The organism is Bifidobacterium sp. LH_417, from assembly GCF_056357035.1.
Genome location: NZ_JBKEVI010000014.1, coordinates 60,001 through 83,791, shown reverse-complemented (window position 1 = coordinate 83,791; position 23,791 = coordinate 60,001). Strand labels below are relative to the sequence as shown.

The 23,791-nt window shown below is 65.3% G+C and carries 17 protein-coding genes, 4 tRNA genes and 1 rRNA gene; 3 read left to right on the top strand and 19 right to left on the bottom strand.

What is annotated here, in order from left to right; genetic code table 11:
- From AC1AYR_RS08765 to AC1AYR_RS08750, 4 genes are all read right to left on the bottom strand, one after another.
- A 16S ribosomal RNA gene (locus AC1AYR_RS08765) occupies positions 1 to 140 on the bottom strand; the annotation flags it as partial.
- 689 nt (positions 141 to 829) lie between these two features.
- Positions 830 to 1,231: a VOC family protein gene (locus AC1AYR_RS08760; protein ID WP_034527195.1), complete on the bottom strand. Its 402-nt coding sequence runs from the start codon at positions 1,229 to 1,231 to the stop codon at positions 830 to 832.
- A 127-nt stretch (positions 1,232 to 1,358) separates the two neighbouring features.
- On the bottom strand, positions 1,359 to 2,666 hold the full coding sequence (locus AC1AYR_RS08755) for an MFS transporter (protein WP_034527192.1): 1,308 nt from the start codon (positions 2,664 to 2,666) through the stop codon (positions 1,359 to 1,361).
- Positions 2,667 to 2,848: 182 nt separating this feature from the next.
- On the bottom strand, positions 2,849 to 3,853 hold the full coding sequence (locus AC1AYR_RS08750; RefSeq protein WP_034527189.1) for a zinc-dependent alcohol dehydrogenase family protein: 1,005 nt from the start codon (positions 3,851 to 3,853) through the stop codon (positions 2,849 to 2,851).
- Positions 3,854 to 4,191: 338 nt separating this feature from the next.
- Here AC1AYR_RS08750 and glgX point away from each other — a divergent pair, with 338 nt between their 5' ends.
- Positions 4,192 to 6,909, top strand: coding sequence for a glycogen debranching protein GlgX (gene glgX / locus AC1AYR_RS08745; protein ID WP_051922820.1), 2,718 nt, complete (start codon positions 4,192 to 4,194; stop codon positions 6,907 to 6,909).
- A 128-nt stretch (positions 6,910 to 7,037) separates the two neighbouring features.
- Here glgX and rpsI read toward each other — a convergent pair whose 3' ends face one another.
- From rpsI to AC1AYR_RS08710, 7 genes are all read right to left on the bottom strand, one after another.
- Complete coding sequence (gene rpsI, locus AC1AYR_RS08740; RefSeq protein WP_034527187.1) at positions 7,038 to 7,529, bottom strand: 30S ribosomal protein S9; 492 nt, start codon at positions 7,527 to 7,529, stop codon at positions 7,038 to 7,040.
- Positions 7,530 to 7,549: 20 nt separating this feature from the next.
- Positions 7,550 to 7,999, bottom strand: coding sequence for a 50S ribosomal protein L13 (gene rplM / locus AC1AYR_RS08735; protein ID WP_034527184.1), 450 nt, complete (start codon positions 7,997 to 7,999; stop codon positions 7,550 to 7,552).
- Positions 8,000 to 8,279: 280 nt separating this feature from the next.
- Complete coding sequence (malQ, locus tag AC1AYR_RS08730; protein WP_034527181.1) at positions 8,280 to 10,445, bottom strand: 4-alpha-glucanotransferase; 2,166 nt, start codon at positions 10,443 to 10,445, stop codon at positions 8,280 to 8,282.
- A 68-nt stretch (positions 10,446 to 10,513) separates the two neighbouring features.
- The gene (locus AC1AYR_RS08725) at positions 10,514 to 11,119 is read right to left on the bottom strand and encodes an AbrB family transcriptional regulator (RefSeq protein ID WP_476511887.1); all 606 of its coding nucleotides are present in this window, start codon (positions 11,117 to 11,119) and stop codon (positions 10,514 to 10,516) included.
- 22 nt (positions 11,120 to 11,141) lie between these two features.
- Positions 11,142 to 11,783 (bottom strand): IMPACT family protein, encoded by a 642-nt coding sequence (locus AC1AYR_RS08720; RefSeq protein ID WP_034527177.1) that lies wholly within the window; start codon positions 11,781 to 11,783, stop codon positions 11,142 to 11,144.
- Complete coding sequence (locus AC1AYR_RS08715) at positions 11,783 to 12,760, bottom strand: NAD(P)-dependent oxidoreductase (RefSeq protein WP_051922822.1); 978 nt, start codon at positions 12,758 to 12,760, stop codon at positions 11,783 to 11,785. Before AC1AYR_RS08715 ends, AC1AYR_RS08720 begins: the two co-directional genes overlap by 1 nt.
- Before the next feature lie 156 nt (positions 12,761 to 12,916).
- Positions 12,917 to 14,296, bottom strand: coding sequence for a CapA family protein (locus tag AC1AYR_RS08710; RefSeq protein ID WP_476511886.1), 1,380 nt, complete (start codon positions 14,294 to 14,296; stop codon positions 12,917 to 12,919).
- Positions 14,297 to 14,829: 533 nt separating this feature from the next.
- Between AC1AYR_RS08710 and AC1AYR_RS08705 the strand changes: the two genes are divergently transcribed.
- Positions 14,830 to 14,917, top strand: a tRNA-Ser gene (locus tag AC1AYR_RS08705).
- 2,226 nt (positions 14,918 to 17,143) lie between these two features.
- Positions 17,144 to 18,490, top strand: a complete 1,347-nt coding sequence (gene dinB, locus AC1AYR_RS08700) for a DNA polymerase IV (protein WP_476511885.1) — start codon at positions 17,144 to 17,146, stop codon at positions 18,488 to 18,490.
- 12 nt (positions 18,491 to 18,502) lie between these two features.
- Here dinB and dapC read toward each other — a convergent pair whose 3' ends face one another.
- The 8 genes from dapC to AC1AYR_RS08660 all read right to left on the bottom strand — a co-directional run bounded on the left by dapC (position 18,503) and on the right by AC1AYR_RS08660 (position 23,684).
- Entirely contained in the window at positions 18,503 to 19,672 is a 1,170-nt protein-coding gene (dapC, locus tag AC1AYR_RS08695; protein WP_476511884.1) for a succinyldiaminopimelate transaminase, read from the bottom strand.
- An 8-nt stretch (positions 19,673 to 19,680) separates the two neighbouring features.
- Positions 19,681 to 20,004 (bottom strand): ferredoxin, encoded by a 324-nt coding sequence (fdxA, locus tag AC1AYR_RS08690; RefSeq protein ID WP_476511883.1) that lies wholly within the window; start codon positions 20,002 to 20,004, stop codon positions 19,681 to 19,683.
- 131 nt (positions 20,005 to 20,135) lie between these two features.
- Positions 20,136 to 21,665 carry an amino acid permease gene (locus tag AC1AYR_RS08685; protein WP_476511882.1) on the bottom strand — a complete coding sequence of 510 codons (1,530 nt, stop codon included), beginning with the start codon at positions 21,663 to 21,665 and terminating at the stop codon, positions 20,136 to 20,138.
- A gap of 153 nt (positions 21,666 to 21,818) precedes the next feature.
- A complete protein-coding gene (locus tag AC1AYR_RS08680; protein ID WP_476511881.1) occupies positions 21,819 to 23,096 on the bottom strand; it encodes a UDP-N-acetylmuramate dehydrogenase in 1,278 nt (425 codons plus the stop codon).
- A 124-nt stretch (positions 23,097 to 23,220) separates the two neighbouring features.
- Positions 23,221 to 23,388: a 50S ribosomal protein L33 gene (gene rpmG, locus AC1AYR_RS08675; protein WP_033508889.1), complete on the bottom strand. Its 168-nt coding sequence runs from the start codon at positions 23,386 to 23,388 to the stop codon at positions 23,221 to 23,223.
- Between the two features lie 63 nt (positions 23,389 to 23,451).
- Positions 23,452 to 23,525 (bottom strand) — tRNA-Met (locus AC1AYR_RS08670).
- Positions 23,526 to 23,529: 4 nt separating this feature from the next.
- A tRNA-Thr gene (locus AC1AYR_RS08665) sits at positions 23,530 to 23,601 on the bottom strand.
- A 1-nt stretch (position 23,602) separates the two neighbouring features.
- A tRNA-Tyr gene (locus AC1AYR_RS08660) sits at positions 23,603 to 23,684 on the bottom strand.
- Positions 23,685 to 23,791: the final 107 nt, after the last annotated feature.

The window sequence follows — 23,791 nt, the reverse complement described above, 5'->3', positions numbered from 1 at the left end:
AGTACGGGGCAGGTCGGTCACGCATTACTCACCCGTTCGCCACTCTCACCCACCAGCAAGCTGGCAGGATCCCGTTCGACTTGCATGTGTTAAGCACGCCGCCAGCGTTCATCCTGAGCCAGAATCGAACCCTCCACAAAAAAACTTCATGAAGAGAACCAAACAAATGACTCTCAAAAAGAAAAAAGACGGAACCCCTTATAAGGAAAGAGGTTCGCACAAAAACCCCGACACCATTCAAACCCCCTCGGGCACTCCAGAAAAAACCGGAGCCGGCATCGGACTGGCAATCATTGACTATAAAGAAGTAAGTAGTACAACACACTCTTGAGTTCTCAAACCACCACACACACCGAACAACCCCGGAAAACCAACCAGAAGGAAGAAACCGGACCGCTCAGCGGCAGCGAAAGAACAACTTACACCACCAACCACCACAACGCAAACCAACCCCAACACAACACCACCAAAATCCCCAAAAACAAGCCAAAACACCGGCGTGTCGAAAACACACAATAACAACCCAAACAGACCACCCACCGACGCTACGCGCCACCTCCCGCCAGCGGGAGGAAACAAACGGACACCACACACCAACCACAACACCACCCACCAAACCAGCAACCGACACCCACCTCGCACCACCGGACCACCCACCGACACCCACACACCACCACGCGACAGCGGGAGGAAACACCAGCCCACCCACCAACACCACCACAACACCACGCGATACAATCCGTTCCATAGGCACGAATGCGCATGGCCGACGCGGATGAACGCGTCGGCCATGCGCAGACTGTTGGTTGGATGGGAGAGGCGGAGCGGGTTACTTGACGATCTCGCAGAATTCGAGGGTCTCGCGGTTCGGGCCGAAGACGTTGAAGTAGCGGATGCCCTTGTCCCAGAAGCTCGGAATGGACTGAATCTCATCCTCCTTGATCTCCAGACCGAGTTCCTTCGCGTTCTCCCACGCGGCCTCGATATCCGGAACGTCGAACGCCCAGTGGTTGATCGCACCGGTGGTCAGCGGGGCCGGATCACCCTCCCAGGTCTCGATGGTCAGGTGGCCGTAGCGCAGGAAGGCGCAACGGTTCTCACCGTTGTGGAACAGGCCGGCGAGTTCGAAGCCGAGCGTCTCGGTGTAGAACTTGATGGTCTCGTCCAGGTCCTTGGCGATCATGCCGGAGTGCTGGAAGTCGGTGGTGAATTCGGTCATCTTCTTGGCCATGATGATTCTCCTTTGAATGGTGATGGTTGATTCGATTGTCTCGACAGGTTCAGGATAATCCGTCATTCGGGCGGCGCGGCCGACGCCATGCCGCCCGAATGATCGATCATTGGTATTTCGTTGCCGATCAGGCCGCGATCGCAGACTCCGCCGTCTCGGTCTTCGTTTCCTTGATGCGGTGGCCCTTCTCGTCGAAGCCGGGCTGCTTCGGGTGCAGGGTGCAGGTGAGCAGCAGCGCCACCACGTACAGGGCTGCGTACGTCCAGCAGATGCCTTCGATGCCGATCGACGGCAGCAGGACCGTGGCGATGCCGGGACCGACGAACGTGGTGAGTCCCGCAGCCAGGTTGTAGGCGGAGAGTGCGGCACCCTGCTTGCCGGGGGCTTCGAGCGTCATGATGGTCGGCAGGCAGGAGAACGCGCAGGTACCGATGCCGACGATGATGGAGGCGATGATCATCATCAGCGCGTTCGCGCCGAACCACTGCGGGATGTAGTAGAAGGCGACGGAGCCGACGGCGAGCACGCCGCAACCGAACCAGCGCATCGGCCACACCCAGCCGAAGCGGTCCATGAACCAACCCCAGAAGGTGTTGAAGATCAGGGTGACGACGAACACGAAGCCCCAGATGCGCATCCACTCCTCGGTCTTGAAGATGTTGATGCCGCCGTACTTCGTGGTGCACAGGTAGAGCGGCATGATGACCGGGAAGCCGTAGAGCAGCAGGTTGTTGATGATGCGGATGATGGCGCAGATGGCGATCTTGCGGTTGGTGAACAGGATGGTGGCGCCGTCGGTGAGCTCCTTCAGCTTCTCCTTGGTGCTCAGCCCCTCACCCTTGACGACCTTGTTCTTCGGCACGAACAGGAAGCACATGATGGTGCCGACGATCGAGAACGGCAGCGCGAACCAGAAGGTCCGGTACTCACCGAAGTGCGGCATGATGAAGCTCGGCAGATACGCGCCGAACACGCCGATGCCCAGCGAGAAGCAGGTCCAGAAGAAGCCGGTGGCGGAGGCGAGACGGGCGGGGGTGATGTACTGCGCCATCAGCACGACGAACGAGTAGATGAACAGCGGGTAGCCGATGCCGCGCACCGCGTAGACGGCGAGGATGAACGGATAGATGCCGCTGGGCAAAGCGAGTCCCAGGAAGACCAGGTGAACGGCGATCCACCAGCAGGCGCCGAACATCATAACGCGGCGAGCGCCGAACATCTCGGCGAGCACACCGGCCGTCCAACCGCCGAGTGCGGCGAACAGACCGTAGACGGTGACCAGGCCGGACGCCTGCGCCGCGGTAAAGCCCTGATCGACCATGTACTTGGACAGGAAGGTGAGCTCGAAGCCGTCGCCGGTCATGAAGATGGCCACGGCGAGGAAACCGAGGAGCAGCACGCGGGGAATGCCGAACTTTTCAAAGAAGCGAATCATGGATAGTCCCTACATAAACGTCGTTGTCGAATAGGAGCCGTCTTACGGCAACAGTGTAATGGCCGCCGGGAAAAAGGGGAAAACCGGCGGCCAAGTCTGTGTGATGCGGAGCAGCGGGGCGGCGAACCACCCCACCCGGCTCCGCCAGGAGCCCCCGCCAGCGGGGGCCGAGGCGTAAGGGATCAGTGGGCGAGCTTGACGACGGCCTTGGAGACACCCTTGATCTTGCCGTCGAGGAAGTCCTGGACCTCGTCGAGTTCGAGCTCGTGGCTGATGAGCGGGTCGACGTTCATCTTGCCGGATTCCAGCAGGCTGATCGCGTCCTTGAAGGTGAGCGGGTTGATGAAGGAGCCCTGGATGGTCAGCTGCTTCTTGTAGATGTCGTAGGTGTTCATCTCGAAGTGGGCCTCCTGCGGACCGACGCCGAACATGAGCACCTGGGCACCCTTGTTGGCGGCGGCGACGGCCTGGGCCTGGGTCTGAGGCAGGCCGACGGCCTCGATGATCACGTCGTAGGCGCCTTCGGGGATGGACTCGCGGGTGGTGTTGTAGATGTTCTTCACACCAAACAGCTCCTGGTTGCGCTGCAGCTTCTCGTCGAAGATGCCGGCGAGGTCGACCTGGTGCACGCCGTAGGCCTGCACGATCTGGGCGAACAGCTGGCCCATGAAGCCGTCGCCGATGACGAGGGCCTTCTGGTACGGCTTGAGCTTGAGCAGGTCGACGCCGTGCACGGCGCAGGAGATCGGCTCGATGGCGGCGGCGTCCTTAAGAGTGACGTTGTCCGGCAGCTTGTAGACGACGGTGGCCGGGGCGGTGAACTGCTCGGCGAGACCGCCGTTGCGGGTCACGCCGACGGCGGACAGGTGGTCGCACAGCTCCGGACGCTGGGTGAGGCAGAACTCGCACTGGCCGCAGTAGATGTTCGGGTCGACGGCGACGCGATCGCCGGGCTTGACGTTGGTGACCTCGGAGCCGATGGCCTCGACGATGCCGGAGTTCTCATGGCCGAGGACGATCGGCGGTACGGCGGCGGCGGAGCCCGGACGGCCCGCATACAGGTCATGGTCGGTGCCGCACACGCCGGCGTAGGCGGTGTTGATGAGCACCTCGTTCGGCGCGATCTCGGGGGTGGGCAGGTCCTGGATCTCGAACTGCTTGACGCCGGTGAGCACGAGTGCCTTCATGATGATTCCTTTCTACACGCCTTCGACTGCGAAGGCCTTGCTTGTTGTTGTTCTTCCGTCGTCACCGACGGTGTTGAAGTTTCGTTCATCCCCGCGTTCCCTGCGAGGTGTTGATACACACTATAACTTCTTTTCCCATGTTTTGCAAATTCATTTTCTAAAACCAATTGCAATCGGCGTGTCGCCTGGAATTCCGCCAATTCCACAGACCGCGCACACAGCCGCATACGTCGCCATTCTCATGACCAACCTCACCATCGACTCCGCTGCCGCACCTGCGGCCGCACAGGAAACCACCGGCGTTCCCGGTGAAAACCAGACACGCCTACAATGGGTGTATGAGAAACCCACCACTGCATCGCTACGCCACCCGCCCCGGCTTCTACTTCACCGAGGACGGCGGCGCGGACGTCGTCGTCCGGTCCGAGACCGCCGATCAGGTGTGGCTGAGCGTCATCGAATCATTGGACGATCCGTCCGCGTTCTACCAGGACGCCATCCGACTGTTCGACGTGCCGAACGTACCGTTCGTCGATCAGATCCGCGAATTCCCCGTCTGCATGCGCATCCTCGAGGATCTCTACGTGCGCGAGACGCTGTTCCGCATGCAGGGCCCCAACTACGGCCTGTGGTACGTACACATTCCGAAGGCGTGGAGCGGCATGCGCTACGGCTTCCGCGTCGACGGCGCATGGGATCCGCGCCACGGCGTGCGCTTCAACCCGTACAAACTGCTGCTCGACCCGTACGCGAAGGGCATCGACGGGAAGATGGAACTGACGCCCGCCGCCTTCTCCTACGAATGCGAGGTGGTGGACAACCGCGTCCACGGTTCCGCGTTCGGCAACATGAGCACCGTCGATTCGCTCGGTCACATGCCGCTGTCCGTCGCCATCGACGACCGCGACAAGACCAAGCACGACGACGATCCCGATCATCCGCACATCCCGTGGAGCAAGACCGTCATCTACGAGCTGCACGTCAAGGGATTCACCGCGCAGGCGCCGTGGCTGCCCGAGGAGATGCGCGGCACCTACGCCGGTCTCGCCCACCCGACCACGCTCGCCTACCTGCAGGGGCTCGGCGTCACGTCGATCGAGCTACTGCCGATCCAGGCGAAACAGCCGGAGGTGTTCCTCCAGGAACGCGACCGCGTGAACTACTGGGGATACAACACGCTCGGATTCTTCGCCCCCGAACCCTCCTACGCCACGAAGGCCGCACAGAAGGCCGGCGCGGAGGCGGTGCGCCAGGAAGTCATCGACATGGTGCGCGCCCTGCACGAAGCGGGCTTCGAAGTCATCATGGACGTGGTCTACAACCATTCATGCGAAGGCGGCGTGGAAGGACCGACGGTCTGCTGGCGCGGACTCGACGCGATCTCCACGTACCGGCGCCAGAAGAACAACATCGGCCGCCTGGAGGACACGACCGGCTGCGGCAATACGTTCGACTTCACGAACACGCACGTCGTCACGTTCGCCATCGACTCGTTGCGCTACTGGGCGAAACGCATCGGCATCGACGGATTCCGCTTCGACCTCGGCGTCTCGCTCGCCCGCCTCAACGGCGAGTTCACCCAGCATCACCCGTTCCTGTACGCGCTGCGCGCCGACCTGCTGCTCGGCAACCTCAAACTCATCATGGAGCCGTGGGATCTGGGCAATCTCGGATGGCGCACCGGACAGTTCGCCGTGCCGTTCGCCGAGTGGAACGACCGTTTCCGCGACACGTCGCGCCAGTTCTGGCTCACCGACGTGGAGAGCGGCGGACGCGTCGGCCGTATCGGCATGCAGGAGATGGCGACGCGCCTGTGCGGATCGGCCGACCTGTTCGCCACCGATCCGGGCCGCGGCGCCGCCTCGTCGATCAACTTCGTCACCTGCCATGACGGGTTCACCCTCACCGATCTCACCCGCTACGCGAACAAGCACAACGAGGCGAACGGCGAGAACAACAACGACGGCTCGAACGTCAACCATTCCGCGAACTTCGGTACGGAAGGCGAGACCGATGACGTGACGATCGTGGCGCGACGCGAACGCGCGGCGATGAACATGCTCGGCACGCTGCTGCTCAGCCTCGGCACGCCGATGATGCTCGCCGGCGACGAATTCGGCAACTCGCAGGACGGCAACAACAACGCCTACTGTCAGGACAGCCCGATCAGCTATCTCAAATGGGATTGGCTGTACCAGCCGGAGAAAAGCTGGCATATGCACCGGTTGGAGACCGTCTCGAAACTGGTGGCGCTGCGCAAGTCGCTCGACCTGTACCATCAGGAGGGCTTCTTCACCAGGCTCACGCAGCTGGGATTGCTCAAGCCGTCGAGCCGCATCCAATGGTTCCTCCCGAACGGGACCACGCCGATGGAACGCGACTGGTTCGACCTGGGGCAGCGCAGCTTCGCGATGCAGCTGCTCGATGCGAGCGAGACCGACATCCTCATCGTCATCAACGGCGTTCCGGAGGATCGTCAGTTCCGTCTGCCCGCCGACAACGCGTGGACACCGGCATGGTGTTCGGCGGAAAGCACCGGCCATATGCCCGGTCACGGCACCACCGTCGAGAACCTCAAGCTGGAGGGGCAACAGACCGTGTGGACGGTCAGTGTGCCCGAAAGCAGCCAGATTCATAATCTGGTCGAACGGATGCAGCAGGGTGAGACCGATGGCGCCACCGCACGTCAGCTCTCCGACGCGCTCGACGCGGATATGGCCGCGATTGCCCGTGCGGAGGCGCGCGCCGCAGCCGAGAGGGCGCTGCACCGTCATGCCCCGGCGCCCCAGCAGGCGGCGCACGCCGTGGCCGCCGCGACCGGTGCGAGAGGGGCGCACGCGCAATCCTCGCAATCCGCGCAATCCGCGTCCCACTCCGCTTCGACGGGCGCGTCGTCGCCGAACGCAGCGACGCCCGAACCTCAGCAACAGTCGGAACCGCAGCACTCCTCCCCCGTCGACACCGCGGCGGAACAGGCGACGACCGGCGCCGAAACCGATACGAACGTGTGGACGTTCCCGGCACTCAGCATCACGCTGATGAAACAGTTGAGCTGATCACGGCACAGGCGGGTGGGCCGCGCAAACGGCCGACCCGCCATGGCCGTCCACCATAAAACGACGGAACCCCGCCACCGGATGAACGGTGACGGGGTTCCTTCGTTGTTGGGCAGAGCCCAAACGAATCAACGCTTGGAGAACTGCGGGGCGCGACGGGCCTTGTGGAGACCAGCCTTCTTGCGCTCGACGACGCGGGCGTCGCGAGTCAGGAAGCCGGCCTTCTTCAGCTCGGCACGGTTGGCGTCGCGGTCGATCGCGTTCAGCGCACGGGCCACGCCGAGGCGGATGGCGCCGGCCTGGCCGGTGGTGCCGCCACCGTCGACGAGGACGACGACGTCGAACTTGCCCTCGAGCTTGAGGAGCACGATCGGGGAGTTGACCTCACGCTGCAGCAGCTTGGAGGGGAAGTACTCCTCCAGGGTGCGGCCGTTGATGGTCCACTTGCCGGAGCCCGGGATCAGGCGGACACGGGCGACGGCTTCCTTGCGGCGGCCGGTGCCGTAGCCCGGCTCGATCGCGGAAGTACCGGTGCCGGCGCCGGCGTTGGTCTCGGTGGTGTAGCTGGTGAGCTCCTCTTCGGTTTCCTGAACCGCGGAGTTGTTGGTGTTTTCAGCCATGTTCTCTATCTCCCTTCGGTTCACTTAGCCTGCTGAGAAACCTGCTGGATCTCGAAGACCTGCGGGTTCTGGCCGGCGTGCGGATGCTCGGAGCCGGCGAACACGCGCAGACGACCGAGCTGCACCTTGGCAAGACGGTTCTTCGGCAGCATGCCCTTGACGGCGGAGGTGATGATGCGCTCCGGCTTGTTCTTCAGCAGCTCGGAGTACTTGTCGCGACGCAGGCCGCCGGGACGACCGGAGTGCGAGTACAGTTCCTTGCCCAGCTTGTTACCGGTCAGCGCGATCTTGTCGGCGTTGATGACGATAACGTAGTTGCCGGAATCGGCGTGGGGCGCGTAGGTCGGCTTGTTCTTGCCGCGCAGCAGGGTCGCAACCTGGGAGGCGAGACGGCCAAGCACCACGTCGGTGGCATCGACGATGTACCAGTCATGAGTCAGATCAGCTGGCTTCGGAGTGAAAGTCTTCACTGTATCTACCTTTTCACTATTGTGTTCCGGGCTTCGGCTGATCGGCGTGCGCTTGGTTAGGGCGCGCCATCCGACAAGCTTCAGACCTCTTTATCCGTGGGCTCCCTGAAAGTCCTCGATGGCGAGTGGGAAAGCGCTTTGAAGGACCCCTTAGGGAAACACAACAATCCACTAGTATATCGCCGGGCTTGACATCGGCCCGGGCGTGTCGCCGGGTACGACGGAGCCCCGCAACCATGCAGGCGCGGGGCTCCGGTCATCGCATCGGCGTACGCCGTCGTCATCCATTCATAATCGAAGAGAGACGCTGCACCGACTCACGTTCGAACAGTCCTTCGAGCGGGACCACGTCGCACTTCGCATCGGCGAGCGGGATACGCCAGTTCGGGTATTCGTTGTTGGTGCCCGGCTGGTTCTGCGCACGCTTCTCCCCCACCGCATCGGTGATGGAGGCGGCGAGCAGCTTGCACGGCGAGCCCTTGAGCGCACGGTACTGCGACTCGATGATGTCCTGCTCATGGGCCTCGCGATGGTCGGCGAAGTCCGCGTCGAGATAGTTCTCGCGCACGAGCATCTCCAGCATGGCGTTCTGCTCGTTCATCGCGGCGCGCTCGAAGTCCTCCTTGGGACCGTCGAGCAGACCGAGGCGCTCGCGCAGCTCGACATGCTCCAGTTCGAGGTAGCCGGCCGCCGGCGGCAGATCATGCGTGTTGACCGAGGCGAGCGCGTACGGACGCCAGTCGGCGGGCGCGCGGAACCGGCCGTCACGCTGCTCGAACCATTCGACCGCGCATCCGAGCAGACCGTGCTTGGACAGCGAATCGGCCACATAGTCGGGCACCACGCCCAGATCCTCGCCGACGACCACGCCGCCGGCACGGGACGCCTCAAGCGCGAGGATGCCGAGCATGGTCTCGGAGTCGTAGTGCACGTAGGCGCCGTCCACCGGCTTGCGGCCGGCCGGTACCCACCACAGGCGGAACAGGCCGAGGATGTGGTCGATGCGCACCGCGCCAGCATGGGCGAACATGTTGTGCACGAGGTTGCGGTAGGGGGCGTAGCCGGTGTTCTCCAGGGCGATCGGGCTCAGCGGCGGCTGGCTCCAATCCTGACCCTGTTGGTTGAACATGTCCGGCGGGGCGCCGACGGTCGCGCCCTTCGCGAAGTTCTCCGGATGCCACCATACTTCGGAGCCGAGCGCGTGCACGCCCACGGCCATGTCGGCCATGAGGCCGATGCGCATGCCGGCCTCGCGGGCCTCGCGCTGTGCGCGGTCGAGCTGCTCGGTGGCGATCCATTCGAGCCAGCGGTAGAAGTTGAGCGTGTCCGGGAACTGCTGCTTGAGCGCCTGAATCTCAGGGGAATCCTTGGTGTACTTCTGCTCCCAGTTGCCCAGTTCGCGGGTCGGCGCACCCCACTTGTCGTAGCACAGGCACCAGGTGGCGTAGCCTTCGAGATCGTCGCCGGCCTCCTGGCAGAAGTCGGCGAACGCCTTCTGGCGCTCCGGGGAGCGGCCGAGCTTGAAGATGATCCACAGGGCGTGCATCTTCGCGCGCCACATCGAATCGCGGTCCACGACCTGCGCGTCGCCGTTGAGCGGTTCGACGGAGGCGTGCAGCTCCTCGACCTGCGCGAGGCTCTCCTTGCCGAGCAGCTGGTACTCCTCGATAGCCTCGGGGCGGATGTACGTGAAGTTGACGAGGCCGCGGGAGATCGGCAGATACGGCGACGGCGTCAGCGGGGAGACCGGCTCGGCGGCATGCACCGGGTTGATGAGCGTGAAGTCGGCGCCCGTGTGCTTCTTCGCGTCCTTGAGCAGGTCGGCGAGATCCTGGAAATCACCCACGCCCCACGAGTTGCCGGAGCGGATGGAGTACAGCTGCGCCATCCATCCCCACAGGTGGCCGCTCTTCATCTCGTCGAGCAGTTCGACACGCGCCGGCGCGCTGATCAGCGTGGCGTCCTGCGTACGATTGCCCACCGTGACATGCAGCGTGTGATAGCCGGCCGGCAGGTCGGCGGGAATGACGACCGACGACGTGGTGATGAACCGGTCGTTGAGCACGTAGGCCTTCGAGCCGTCGCCGGGGCCGTAGGCGAGCGGCTTGCCGTAGTCCTTGCCGCCTTCGAGCGTGATGGTCGCCTTCGGCAGGTCGAACACGCCGCCGTTGACGAGCACGCGCGACTCCTCGCCGACCGTGTGCAGCACGGTCGGCGGCACGAGACGGCTGCGACGCGCGTCGCGGATGTGCTTGATGGAGCCTCGGATCGCCTCGTCCCCGGAGGCGTCGATGCCCAGCGCGGCGAGCAGATCCACCAGGACATCGTCCTCGATCTCGTGGTAGTCGTCGCTCATCCCCACATAGCTGGTCCCGATGCCCACCAGCTTGGCCAGTCGAATCAGCGGACGGGCGAGCCGCTCTGCGCTTTCCGTTCTCTCAGTCATGCCTCCCAGTGTAACGCCGGTGTGGAGAAAACGCCGACACATGCGGTTCACACGGGCGATGTCGTACACTACTCGCGCGCGCGACGCTTCGCCACCGCGTGCCGTACTTCGGCGGAGGGGTCGTCGGCGAGCTTCGCCAGGGTCTCCGGCGTGGTGTTCGGGTTCAGCGCCACCGCGCGGCGGACCATCGAGGAGAGCACGGCGGGTGCGCCGGATTCGATCTCGGTGCCGAGCGTCGCGAGGAAGGCGAGCGTGGCCGCGTCCACCTCCGGGTTCTGCGCGCCTTCGAGCCGCATCTTCCACGAGGTCTTCGGGTTGCGCAGCGCCGCGTCACGCACTTCGGGCACCGGATCCTTGGTGAGCCGGCCGACCAGCCAGTTCTTGTCGCTTTCGTTGCCGGCGACGGCCTTGCGCACGTCAGGTTCCGGGTCGGCGGCGAGCTTGACGAGCACGTTCGGGAACGGCATCGTCTCGGCGAGGAAGATGCGGTCCTCGACCGGCGTGTGCGCGTTGCCGCCGACCGCTTCGAGCAGTGCGGTGGCGCGCGAGAACGCGGCCTGGTCGGCGCGGTCGGGCAGTTCGCGCCGCGCGAATTCGGACAGCTCGGCGGAATCCTCGCTGTGGCGCAGATGCTCGTAGGTGACGGTCAACGGCTCGAAATCGGTGTCGCTCATGCGCCCCAGCCTACCGCGGGCGTCAGTCCTGCGCGACCGCGCGGTTCACCACGTCGATCGGCTCCGGCGTGACGGTCGCGTTGAACGTCTCGCGCACGAGGTCCTCGAATCGCGGCGCGTCGTCGACCGGCAGCGACGCGACGAGCGTCACGTCGGCCGCGTACGTCTCGTCGGACTGCGTGCCGTGCACGGAGGCGAGGATCTGCTGGAACCGTTTGAGCTGCGGGTACTGCAATGCGACGAGGTAGCGCCGGCACGGCACGATCGCCGCCTGCCGCGCCGCCTTCACGGCGATCGACGCGCCGGTCGAATACGCGCGGATGAGTCCGCCGGAACCGAGCAGGATGCCGCCGAAATACCGCGTCACGGCGACCACGCAGTCCGTGAGATCGTTCGCGCGGATCACGTCGAGGATCGGCTTGCCGGCGGTGCCGGACGGCTCGCCGTCGTCGCTCATGCGTTCCGCCACGCGGCCGTCGGCGCCGCCGCAGACGGCCGCGTAGGCGACGTGGCGGGATTTCGGATGTTGTTCGCGGATTCGCTCGACGAAGGCGAGCGCCTCGTCGAGCGTCGCGACGTGCGCGGCGTCGCCGATGAACTCGGATTTCTTCTCGACGAACGCGTCGTGCGCGGGCTGGTCGGTAGGGTCGAGGATCGTCCGCATCACGCCTCGCGATCGTGCTCGGAGACGATGACGTTCACGTCGCGGCCGTCGAGGTAGGCGAGCGTGGCATCCGCCATCTGCCGGGTGAGGTCGGCGAACGCGCCGTCGGTGCGCCACGCGACGTGCGGTGTGAGGATCACGTTGTCCATCGCGCGCAACGGGTCGTCGGCGGGCAGCGGCTCCTTGTCGAACACGTCGAGCGCCGCGTGGACGTCGCCGCGCGCGAGTCTCGCCGCGAGCGCGCCGGGCGCGATGACCTCGGCGCGCGCCGTGTTGACGAACAATGCGCCGGGCTTGAGGCGCGCGAGATGGTCGGCGGTGATGATGCCGCGCGTCACGCCGTCGATGAGCGGCAGGTGGACGGTGACGACATCCGAGGCGGCGATGAGCGCGCCGAGGTCGTCGACCGGCGTGACGCCGTAGCGCGTGAACCGGTCGACCGGCGTGTGACCGGTCCACCATGCGGACACGTCCATATCGAGCGCCCGCGCGATCCGCGCGACGGCGCCGCCGATGCCGCCGAGGCCGATGATGCCGAGACGGCGGCCGGCGAGCTGCATGCCGTCCGCGAACGGACCGGACCAGCCGCCCGCCTTGATGCCCGCGTCGAGCGCGCCGACGTGCCGCGTGAGCTCGAACAAGAGCGCGAACGTGTGCTCGGCCACGGCGGCGTCACCGTAGTGGACGGCGTTGCAGATGCGCATGCCGAGGTCGCGGGCGAGCGCCAGATCGATGTAGCTGGCGACGCCGGTGCCGGAGAACACGATGCACTTGAGCCCGTTCGCGCTGAGGCGCCGCAGCAGCGCGTCGGAGATGTGCGGGCCGCCGTTGAGCATGATGCTCGCGCCGGCCGTGCGCTCGGCGATCAGGTCCTCGTCCTCGGTGAAGTCGCCGTACATGCGCACGCGGGCGACGTCGTGCAGACGCTCCAATTGCGCGGAGAGCGGCGCGATCATCGAGGCGAGCACGGCGGGCATGACGACGAGCGGCAGGTCGGTGCGTTCCGGCTGCGTGTCGAGGATGATCGGCGATGGCGTATGCGGCGTGGACGGCGATGCGGTGGATGGCGTGGTGGATGACGTGTGCGGCATGGTCATGGAGCCTACCTTAGCGCGGGCGGCACGGTCGCGACGTCACTGGTTCGCCTGTTTCGCCTGTTGCTCGGCGGTGATGTTCCATTCGCGCACGACGTTCGGATCGGCGCCCATCTTGTAGATCACGTCGGAGATGCGCTGGCGCTGTTTCGCGTCCTCCGCGTCGTTCCAGCAGGTGCCGTCCGGATGGTCGGAGGAGATCGGACACCACACGTACTGGCCCTGGCGCATGTTCGCGGTGGGCAGCCAGTCGATGCGGTTCACGCGCCACGACCCTTTGACGCCCTTCTTGCCGGCGAACTGGATGCGCGCCGTCATGCCCTGGTTGTTCACCTCGTTGCCGGGGATGTACGAGGTGACGGTGACCGCGTTGCCGGTGCCGTAGATGATCCACGTGTTGTTGTAGTGCTCGATCGGCTGCACGCAATGGCATCCGGCGCCGTAGATCACGTCGAACGCGCCCGTGTCCGCCAGCTCATGCGCCTCGGACACCTGCCAGGAATCCGCGTCGTCGAGATACTCCTGCACCGAGTGCATGGAGATGGCGACCACGTCGGCCCCCTCCTCGCGCGCCTTGTTCGCCTTGTCGACCGCGCGCTGGATGTCGGAATCATGATGCGGGTCGCCGCTCTCGCGCAGACGGTCCACCTGCCAGTCCTGGTCGGCGGTCATGCCGTTGAGCGACACGGTGCCGGTGACGAGGCCCAGCTTGCCGCCGCCGGTCGGCGAATCGATGACGAGCGGTTTGACGGAATCCGCCTCGGTCTTGTACGAGCCGGTCTGCGCGATGCCCTCCGATTCGAGCGTGTCCCACAGGCGGGCGATGCCGTCCGCGCCCTGATCCCACGAATGGTTGGTCGCGTGCGTGCACGCGTTGTAGCCGACATGCTTGGCGGCGTCCGCCACCTCAGGCGGGATGTTGAAGATCGGGTAGGCGGAGTAGGGGCCGCCGCGCGGGGCGATCGGCGTCTCGAACTCGCAGACGGCGATGTCGGAGGCCTGGATGTACTTCTTCATCGGTGCGAACAACGGGTCGAAGTTGAACGCGGTGCCGTCGGTGGCGGCCGTGTTCGAGCCGGCGAAATGCTCCCACAGACCCTCATGGAACAGCAGGTCGCCGTTGACGAGCATCGAGATGCAGTCCGTGTCCGGGCAGTCCGGGGAATTGCCGTGATGCTCGGCGGCCGGCTTCGGGGCCGCCGTCGTCTTGTCGAGCGTGGAACCGGAAGCGACGTTCGCGCCGGCGTCGCCGTTCGCACCGGCACCACCGAATCCGAGTCTGCCCGTGGACGCCGCCCACGCGCCCACGCCGAGCGCGACCGCCAGCAAGGCGACGATCGCCGCAACGATGGCGAGCGTGACGCGCGGTGATCTTTCGGACAACGACGCGTGTCGTCCCTCACCGTTGATGTGCTTCATGGCCGAGGCCTCCCTGTCTTCTTTTTTCGTCGCCGTGGGATTCCGGGCTCCTGGACCCTTGAGGTCCCTCGGTGTTCCTTGTGTTCCCGGTGTCTGTGGTTCCTGCGGCGGCGGGTTCTCCTATGTTCCCAAGTACGAGGGTATCGCCGGTACACGTCATCATTCGCGGAATGTCCACACGGGCGCGCCGGCCGGTGATTGATTTGCCTCTCCGCCGGCGGGTGTCGCGAAAACGGTTGGACTAGAATGGCCGGCAGGAGACGGACGGACAATGGCGTACCTCCGGCTCCGCCTACGTGCATGCAGGGAAGTGTGCCAAGCATGTCGCGCAAGGCGGCGCCGGAGTAGGGTCTCCAGGTTCTTCGCACTTTGGGTTTGTACGAGCTGCCACACGCAGATGCCGCCTCTCGCAGCAGCATTCCGTAACCACAGCACCCGTTTTTTGGGAATTTCCTTTGGAATTTTCTAGACACGGCGGGTCATATCCATCACATGGTGTATAGTTACATGCTGTTGTGTTCATGGCACAATGTGGAGTGATGCCTGAGTGGCCGAAAGGGGCACCCTGCTAAGGTGTTAGCTGCTTTGAGCGGCTCGGGGGTTCGAATCCCCCTCACTCCGCGACCAAGGGATTCACGGGTTATCGTGAATCCCTTTTTTCATACCGCAAACGGCGGTATTCCAACGGTTCCGGGCCGCTGACGCGCTCGCCGGCCGTTCGCGCGATGGTGCGTAATGGCGCGTGGTTATGGGGACGGTGTGGGGTACCTAGTGGGGTAACAAATTCCAACGGTTCCGGGCCATTGTCGCGCTCCCCTGCCGTCCGCGCGATGGCGCGTATCAATGCATAGATAGCGGCGCGTTAGGTGGTAAACAGAGTGGCAACAAATGTGACTCTTCGCATTATGGTGTGTATGGCCTCGCGCGGTTGTGATTTTCATCTTCCTCCCGCTGGCGGGAGGTGGCGCGCAGCGCCGGAGGGTGGTTGCAAGCCGGAATCCGGTGCGTTCGTCACTGCTGGGCCGGTCGTTCCAGGCGTGGGCCGGTCGGTTCGGTCAGGGGCCGGTCGGTTCGAGCGTGGGACCGGACGTTTTCGGGGTGTGTGCGGCGGACGCGCGCGGCGCGCGGCTCCCTGTGCCCCGTGTTCCGGCCGGTCCTGCTCCACGACACGTGCCGGAGAGCCTGTTGTGGAGCGGCATTCCGCAGCAACCCCCGTGCAAACCCCTGTTTCCGGCGTTCCCGGCCTGTAAAGTGCGCCACAACTCCCCGCAATCCCGGGTCCTGTCCCTGTTGTGGAGCGGGCCTGCTCCACAACAGCCGCCGGTATCGTTCCCACCGCGAGTCGTGGAGCAGACGACCCCTCAAATCGCGCCACAACTCCCACGAACCACCTCCCGCAACCCAGTTGTGGCACACCACCGTGCCACAACACGATCCCCGCACGCTGTTGTGGAGCGGCGTCCCGCCGCAACCCCCGTACAAACCCTCGTTTTCGGCGTCCCCGGCCCGTAAACCGCGCCACAACTCCCCGCAATCCCGGTTCCCGCTCCTGTTGTGGAGCGGACGACCCCTTAAATCGCGCCACAACTCCCACGAACCGCCGCCCGCAACCCTGTTGTGGCGCACCCCCGCTCCACAACACAATCCCCGCATGCCGTAGTGAAGCATCGCCGCACCCCGCGGCGCGGACCGGTGCGGCGTCACGGGCATCATGGTTCCGTGGCACGTTCCCCGCACAATGTTGTCGCAATGTTGTGCGGAGCCCCCGGGGGCGGATCGGCGCAGCGTGTGGAGCCCGAGAACGTCCCCAAACCCAGAGCCGGCCGCCGCATCACTCCAGACGGCCGTTCCCGGCGTCACAGATTCCGGAGGCGATCGGCCTCGTCCGTAATCCGGGACGCCCCCGCCGCCCGGAGTCCCGGATTCGGGAAAACGACCCTATCGTCCGTAATCCGGGACACTGGGAGAGGCTCAGCATCCCGGATTACGGATGATGCCGCTTATCTCCGGAATCTGGGACGCTGGGAACGGCCCAGCATCCCGGATTACGGACGAAGCCGCCCGTTTCCCGAATCCGGGACGCTGGGAGCGCTGGGGCGGGCTGGGAGCGGGCCCAGCGTCAGAAATCCCGGACGAAGGCGTTGTTCTCCGGGATTTGTGACGCTCAGGCATCGTTCTACCGACTCGTGACCACCCTCCGGCGCGAAGCACCACCTCCCGCCAGCGGGAGGAAGGACCGGAATCCCCCGACATTCCACGCCCGCGGCCACCCTCCGGCACGAAGCGCCACCTCCCGCCAGCGGGAGGAAGGAACGGGGCCCCGGCATTCCACGTCCCACGATTCACCAATCCGACACCACACGCGGAAACCCTAGAACATCACGTTCCCCATAGCCCCACACCACCCGTGACCACCCTCCGGCGCGAAGCGCCACCTCCCGCCAGCGGGAGGAAGGACAAAAAGGGGAGACACCGAATGGCATCTCCCCCGAGAGCGATGCCGCCGAAGCGGCATCGGGATCCGGTCAGTACTGACGCTCGCCGGAGCCGCTCGCGACGTCCACCGCCGCGCACACTTATGTAAAACATCTTTGTATAAGTGCTGTATCCCAGTGTAGACGCATATCCGCAATCCCCGAAATTACAACTTGGCCATGCAGGCATAGTGCGCGGTAACATCCCCGCAATCGGCAGGCCCCTCGCGCGACACGCCTGTGAATCACACCAGTTTCACCAATTCCACCGGGAAGCGGCTGATTCACTGCACGAGCCCGACGCAATGCCGGATGGCGCAAGCGGGTCGAGTCGGGCGAGCACGAGCCCCGCGACGGCACCTACAATGGCCGTATGAGCACCGCACCGAGACTGGCCGCCGCGAAACGCGATTGGGGGCATGACGAGACCGGATGCACGGTGCTGCACATCGACATGGATGCGTTCTACGCCTCGCTTGAGGTGGCGCGACACCCCGAGCTCAAGGGCAAGCCGGTGATCATCGGCACGGGGCCGCGCTCCGTGGTGTCCGCGGCCAGCTACGAGGCGCGCCGCTACGGCATCAACTCGGCGATGCCCGCCTCCCGCGCCCGCCAGCTGTGCCCGGACGGCGTGTTCCTGCCCGTCGACATGCGCTACTACCGCACCATCTCCCACCGCATCATGACGGAGGTGTTCCATGCCGTGACCGATCGGGTCGAACAGGTGTCGGTGGACGAGGGCTACATGGACGTCTCGGGCGCGCTGCTCGCATGGAAGCGGCCGACGGCGATCGGCGCGTGGATCCGCGCCGAAGTGGAGCGACGCTTCCATGTGACCTGTTCGGTGGGTGTCGCGGCGAACAAGCTCGTCGCGAAGATGGCGTCGACGAACGCGAAGCCGAACGGCATGCTGCTCATCCCCGCCGCCTGTTCCGCCGAGTTCGTGCAGATGATGCCGTTGCGCGGCATTCCCGGTATCGGCCCATCGTTGGAGCATCGGCTCAACGCGTGGGGTGTGGATTCGGTGGCCGCCCTGGCTGCGATGAGCCCGGACGCGTTGGAACGGGCGACCGGTTCGGCTGCGGCGGCGCGCGGATTGTGGATGGCGTCGCGCGGGCTCGACGAACGTCCGGTCACGCCGGTACGCGAGGAGAAGTCGGTCGGTTCGGAGGAGACGCTGCTCAGGGACACCACCGATCAGCGCGTGGTGCTCGGTCTGCTGCGCGAAGCGTGCGACGACGTGGCATCCACGTTGCGACGCAAGGGGTTCGTGGCGCGCACGGTGACGGTGAAGCTGCGGTTCGCGGATCTGAGCTACCGGACGAAATCGCGCACGCTGGAGCGCCCGGTGGACACGGCGAGCGCGATGTATCCGGAATGCGTGCGGCTGTTGCACGAGATGCTCGGCATGACGGCTGCGAACGGCAGCACATCAGCCGGCTCGAGGAACGGGGACAACGTCAGGCGTGTCGGCCGCGGCTTCGACAGCGGCGCCGCTCCCGACACGCCGCTGCCGAAGCTCATCCGACTAGCGGGCATGAGTGCGAGCGGATTGGCCGAGGCACGTGGTGCCGCCGTCCAGCCGTCATTGGACGACATGATCGAGGAGGCGACGAGCGCCGACGCGAGCACCAGCTCGGACCGGCGGCGGCGCGCGGAAAGCGCGTTGGACGAGGTGCGCAGACGGTTCGGCAAGGGTGCGGCACGGTTCGGCGCGTAGAAGCCGGAATCCTCAGGACGTGAGACGCGCGCAGGCGGCGTCGATGGCGTCGTCCGTGGCGGTGGCGGAGAAGCGCAGGTACGCGGGCGCACCGTAGAATTCTCCAGGGCTGGCGATGATGCCGAGCTTCGCAAGATCGGCCATGTCCGCCCAGCAGTCGCCGGACTTGGCCTTCACCCACACGTAGAGCGCGCCGGACGGCATCGCCGCATCGTACCCGTATGCGCGCAGGGCGGCGACAAGCTTCGCGAGACGCGTATGGTAGCGCTGCCACTGCATGCGCACCGCTTCGACATCGCGCAGTCCCGCGGCCATGGCGGCTTGGATGGGACCGGGGATGATCTCGCCGATCTGCTTGCGGTATTCGGCCATTTCGGTGACGAGACGGTAGTCGCCGGCGATGAGCGCCGTACGATAGCCGGCCATGTTGCTCTGCTTGGACAGCGAGTACAGCACGAGGATGCCGTCGGCGCTGCCCTCACACACCTGCGGGCTCAACGCGCACGGCGTGGCGGACAGGCTGAACGCGTCCGCCGCGGCGGGCTCGTTGGAATCGGCCGCACGCGCGCCGCGCCAGTCCATCAGCGCATAGCATTCGTCGGACAGGACGACTGCGCCGATCGCGCGCGCCGCGGCGACGATGCCGGCGAGCCAGTCGGCGCCGAGCACGTCGCCGGACGGATTGCACGGCGAGTTCACCCACACGGCCTTCACGCCCGGCACCTCGCGCCACGAGTCCACGTCGGCGACGTCATCGACTTTGAGCACGGTGGCACCGGCCAGCTGCGTGCCAATCTCGTACGTCGGGTAGGAGACCTTCGGCTGGACGACCACGTCGCCGGGACCGAGGTGCAGCAGCGACGCCATCAGCGCGACGCCCTCCTTCGATCCGACGGTGGGCACGACGGCCGCGTTGACGGCTTTCAGATCCACGCCGCGCAGATGGCGGAACCAGCCGTCGATCGCGTCGCGCAGGTCGCGCGTGCCGATGGTCGCCGGATAGCCGTGCGCGTTCGTCGCGTCCGCCGCCGCCGCGAGCGCGTCACGCACGCTGGCGGGCACCGGGTCGACCGGCGAGCCGACGGACAGGTCGATCATGCCACCCTCGACGGCGTTCGCGGTCGCCTTGTAGCCGGCGATGCGCGACCAGTCGTAGGGCGAGGAGTAGGTATGGAAGCCCATGCCGCGGTTCAGTCCTGGTTCTGCGGGGGCAGCGCGGCGACCTGCTCGGGGTCCTTGCCGATCGGGCCGTGCGCGGAGGCGCCGCCGAAATCGCCGACCTCGGCGAAGAAGTTGGCGGCGGCGTCCTTGTACCAAGCCCACTCCTCCGGCAGATCATCCTCGTAGAAGATGGCCTCGGTGGGGCACACGGGCTCGCAGGCGCCGCAGTCGACGCACTCGTTCGGGTTGATGTACAGGGAACGATCGCCCTCGTAGATGCAGTCGACCGGGCACTCGTCCACGCAGGCCTTGTCCTTCACGTCCACGCAAGGCTGGGCGACAACGTACGGCATGGGATTCTCCTTAGAACACGTTCTCCGTGAGTTTGCTAACCGTCAAGTCTAGGCGCGTGCGGGGACGGTCTGACACTCTGTCAAACCGTCCCCGCACGATGGCTCCGATGGATTCCGATGACGCCGGAACGTCAGTCGGTGTTGATGGCCTTGTCCGTCTCCTCGGAGAGCTGCTCGGTGAGTGCGCCCCTGCCGAGGCGCGCATGCCAGTAGCCGTAGCCGAAGTAGATGGCGAAGCCGATGACCAGCCACACCACGAACCGCAGCCAGGTGAGCACGGACAGGTTGAGCATGAGCCACAGGTTGGCGACGGCGATGAGAATCGGCACCCACGGGTTGCCGGGCATCTTGAACGCACGCGGCAGTTCGGGGCGGCGGGCGCGCATGATCGGCACGGAGATCGCGACCAGCGTGAACGCGGACAGCGTGCCGATGTTCACCATGTCGGCAAGCACGCCGATGTCGAAGCAGGCGGCGACGAGCGCGACGACCACGCCGACGCCGATCTGCAGCGCGACCGGCGTGCCATGCTTGCCGGTCTTGGACAGGCCGCGCGGCAGCAGGCCGTCACGGCTCATCGCGAACACGATGCGCGTGAGCCCCAGCAGCAGCACCATGACCACGGTGGCCAGGCCCAGCACGATGCCGAAGCTGATGATCTTCGCCGCCCAGTTCGCGCCGACCAGTTCGAACGCGGTGGCGAGCGACGGGCTGTCCTGCTTGGCGAGATCCTTGTAGGAGACCATGCCGGTGGTGACGAACGCGACGAGCATGTACATCACGATGATGAGGCCCATGCCCACGCCGATGCCGAGCGGCACGTTGCGGTGCGGGTTCACGGTCTCCTCGGAGGCGGTGGCGACCACGTCGAAGCCAAGGAACGCGAAGAACACGAGCGCCGCGCCGGACAGGATGCCGGGAACGCCGTACACGCTCGGGACCATGCCGGTCGCCCACTGCCACAGCGGCTGGTTGAGCACGTCGGCGGCGACGGAGCTGCCGGGCAGGGAGTCGGCGGGCTGGCTCGGCGGGATGAACGGCGTGAAGTTCGACATCTTCACGTAGAAGAATCCGACGACCACGACGAACAGGACGATCGCGATCTTCAGGACGGTCATCGCGCCATCCACGCGGGCGCCGATCTTCGTGCCGAACACGAGCAGCGTGGTGAAGAACGCGACGATGATGATCGGCGCGATGTCGATGTGGAACGAGCCGAACGTCAGGTTCGTGTCGACGCCCCAGCCCATGAGGTGGAAGAAGTCGTCGAGGTAGACGCCCCAGTATTTGGAGATCACCGAGCCGGCCATCATCATCTCGAGGATGAGGTCCCAGCCGATGATCCACGCGACGACCTCGCCGACGGTGGTGTACGTGAACGTGTACGCAGAACCCGCCACCGGGATCATCGAGGCGAACTCGGCGTAGCACATGACGGCCGCGCCGCACACGACGCCGGCGATGAGGAAGCTGATGATGACGGCCGGCCCCGCATGGAACGCGGCGGCCTGCGCGCCCACGGAGAAGATGCCGGCGCCGACGGCGACGGCGACGCCCATGATGGACAGGTCCCACCATGTGAGGTTGCGCTTGAGCGTGCGACCCTCTTCGCCGGTTTCGGCGATGGTCTGCTCGACGGATTTCGTTCGGAATATCTGCATGGTGTAGGGCCTTCTTGCTCTCCGGTTAGGTTCAACGGCATAGTATATGCCCACCGGATTGCATTGCGAAGATCCTTTCCCCACATGCGGGACGCACGCCACATGTGGCACCGCCCGTATTCCGCGGCAGGCGGCGCTCAACCGGGGCGACGGTCAGGGACGCAGGTCGATGCCGATGCACACCGGTTCGGGCACGAGCGCCACGCCGAACCGTTCCTTCACCCCCTGCTGGATGGTCTTGGCGAGGGCGACGACGTCCGCCGCCGCGGCGGTTCCGCGGTTCGTCAGGGCGAGCGTGTGCAGCGTCGACAGGCTCGCCGGCGCGTCGGCAGGTGTGGCGCCGGCGCCGGTGCCGGCATCGACATCGGCGGCATCGGCCTTGGTCACCGCGAATCCCTTGTGGAATCCGGCATGGTCGATGAGCCATGCGGCGGAGGTCTTCACGCCGGGCGTGCCGTCGGGCAGCGTGGCGGCGAACCGCGGCGCGTCCTCGGGCAGACGCGCCGCATCGGCCTCGGGCAGGATCGGGTTCATGAAGAACGAGCCGCAGCTGTGACGGTTCCAGTCGGGAGCGGGCAGTCCCGAACCGGCTTCGACGCTCGAAGCGCCGGCGGCGGCGAGACGCCTCAGATCGGCGATGATGTTCTCCTCGCGCTTCGTGTCGGACATGACCGGCTGAATGTAGCGGGTCGGATCCTCAAGCATGCCTTTCGACGCACGGACCTTGAGCACCGCGTCGCGGATGGCCGTCGTGGCCATGCGCGCGCCCACCTCGACGCCGAGCGCCTTCGCCAGCTGGCCGAATCCGACCGTGCCCTCGGCGCTGTGCCGCAGGGCGAACGTGACGGACAACACCACATAGCGCGGCGTCGGGAAGAACCGGTCGGCCGGCGTGGCGGGAGCCGCATACATGCTCGACTTCAACGCGGAGGAACGATAGCCGAACTTCAGGTCGTTCGGGGTCAGGTCGCGCGTCGTCTTCGTCTCGCGATCCCACACCTCCACCGATTCGACCGACGTGGCGACCTCCTGACCGTACGCGCCGATGTTCTGCACGACGGACGCGCCCACCGTGCCGGGGATGCCGGACAGGCCTTCGACGCCCTCCAAACCGAGTTCGACGGTGAAGGCGACGAAATCATCCCAGTTCGCGCCAGCCTCCGCGTTCACGTGCACGGTGCGGTCGTCGCCCTCGACGGGCGCCGCCTCGTCGGGCACGGTGATGCGGCGACGCGCGTCGCGCACGACGACGCCCGGGAACGGCTCATCGGAGACGAGCATGTTGGAACCGCCGCCGATGACGCATAACGGCAGGCCATGCTCGTCGGCCCCCTCAACGGCCTCGATGACGCCGACGCGCGTGGTCGGCTCGACGAAACGGGCGATTTCGCCGCCCACACCGATCGTGGTGATCTCTGCAAAACTGGTCATAGCTGCCTATCCTATCCGCGATGCGCGTGGCTCGCCCGCCACGAAGGCATGAACGACACGGAAAACGTCTGACAATACGAAAAAACCCGGCCGCATGGGCCGGGTTCCTCAACGCGAAATACGCTCAGCGGGTCTCGCGGTGCACGGTCTGCTTGCCGCAGCGCGCACAGAACTTCTTCAGCTCGAGACGGTCGGGCGTGTTACGACGGTTCTTCGTCGTGATGTAGTTACGCTCCTTGCACTCGGTGCAGGCCAGCGTGATGCCCGGACGGATGTCGGCGCTCTTAGCCATTGTCATTCACCTCTGTGTTTTCCTAGGTATAATATGCGCCCACCGGTTGGTGGGCGCGATTTGTAGCGAGGAAGAGGCTCGAACTCTTGACCTTACGATTATGAGTCGTACGCTCTAGCCAGCTGAGCTACCCCGCCAGAGAGCCCCGAGTGAGAATTGGACTCACGACCTCTTCCTTACCAAGGAAGTGCTCTACCACTGAGCTATCGGGGCGTGGCGGATAGTGGATTCGAACCACTGAAGCACGAAGCGGCTGATTTACAGTCAGCTCCCTTTGACCGCTTGGGAAATCCGCCAGTCTGTTTCCTTCCGAGGTCTTGACCTCGTCAGGCAACTCGAACATCATGCCACGGGTTTTCCCATCGCGCAACCCGAGTGCGTCGAACAGCCAACGAAAACACCG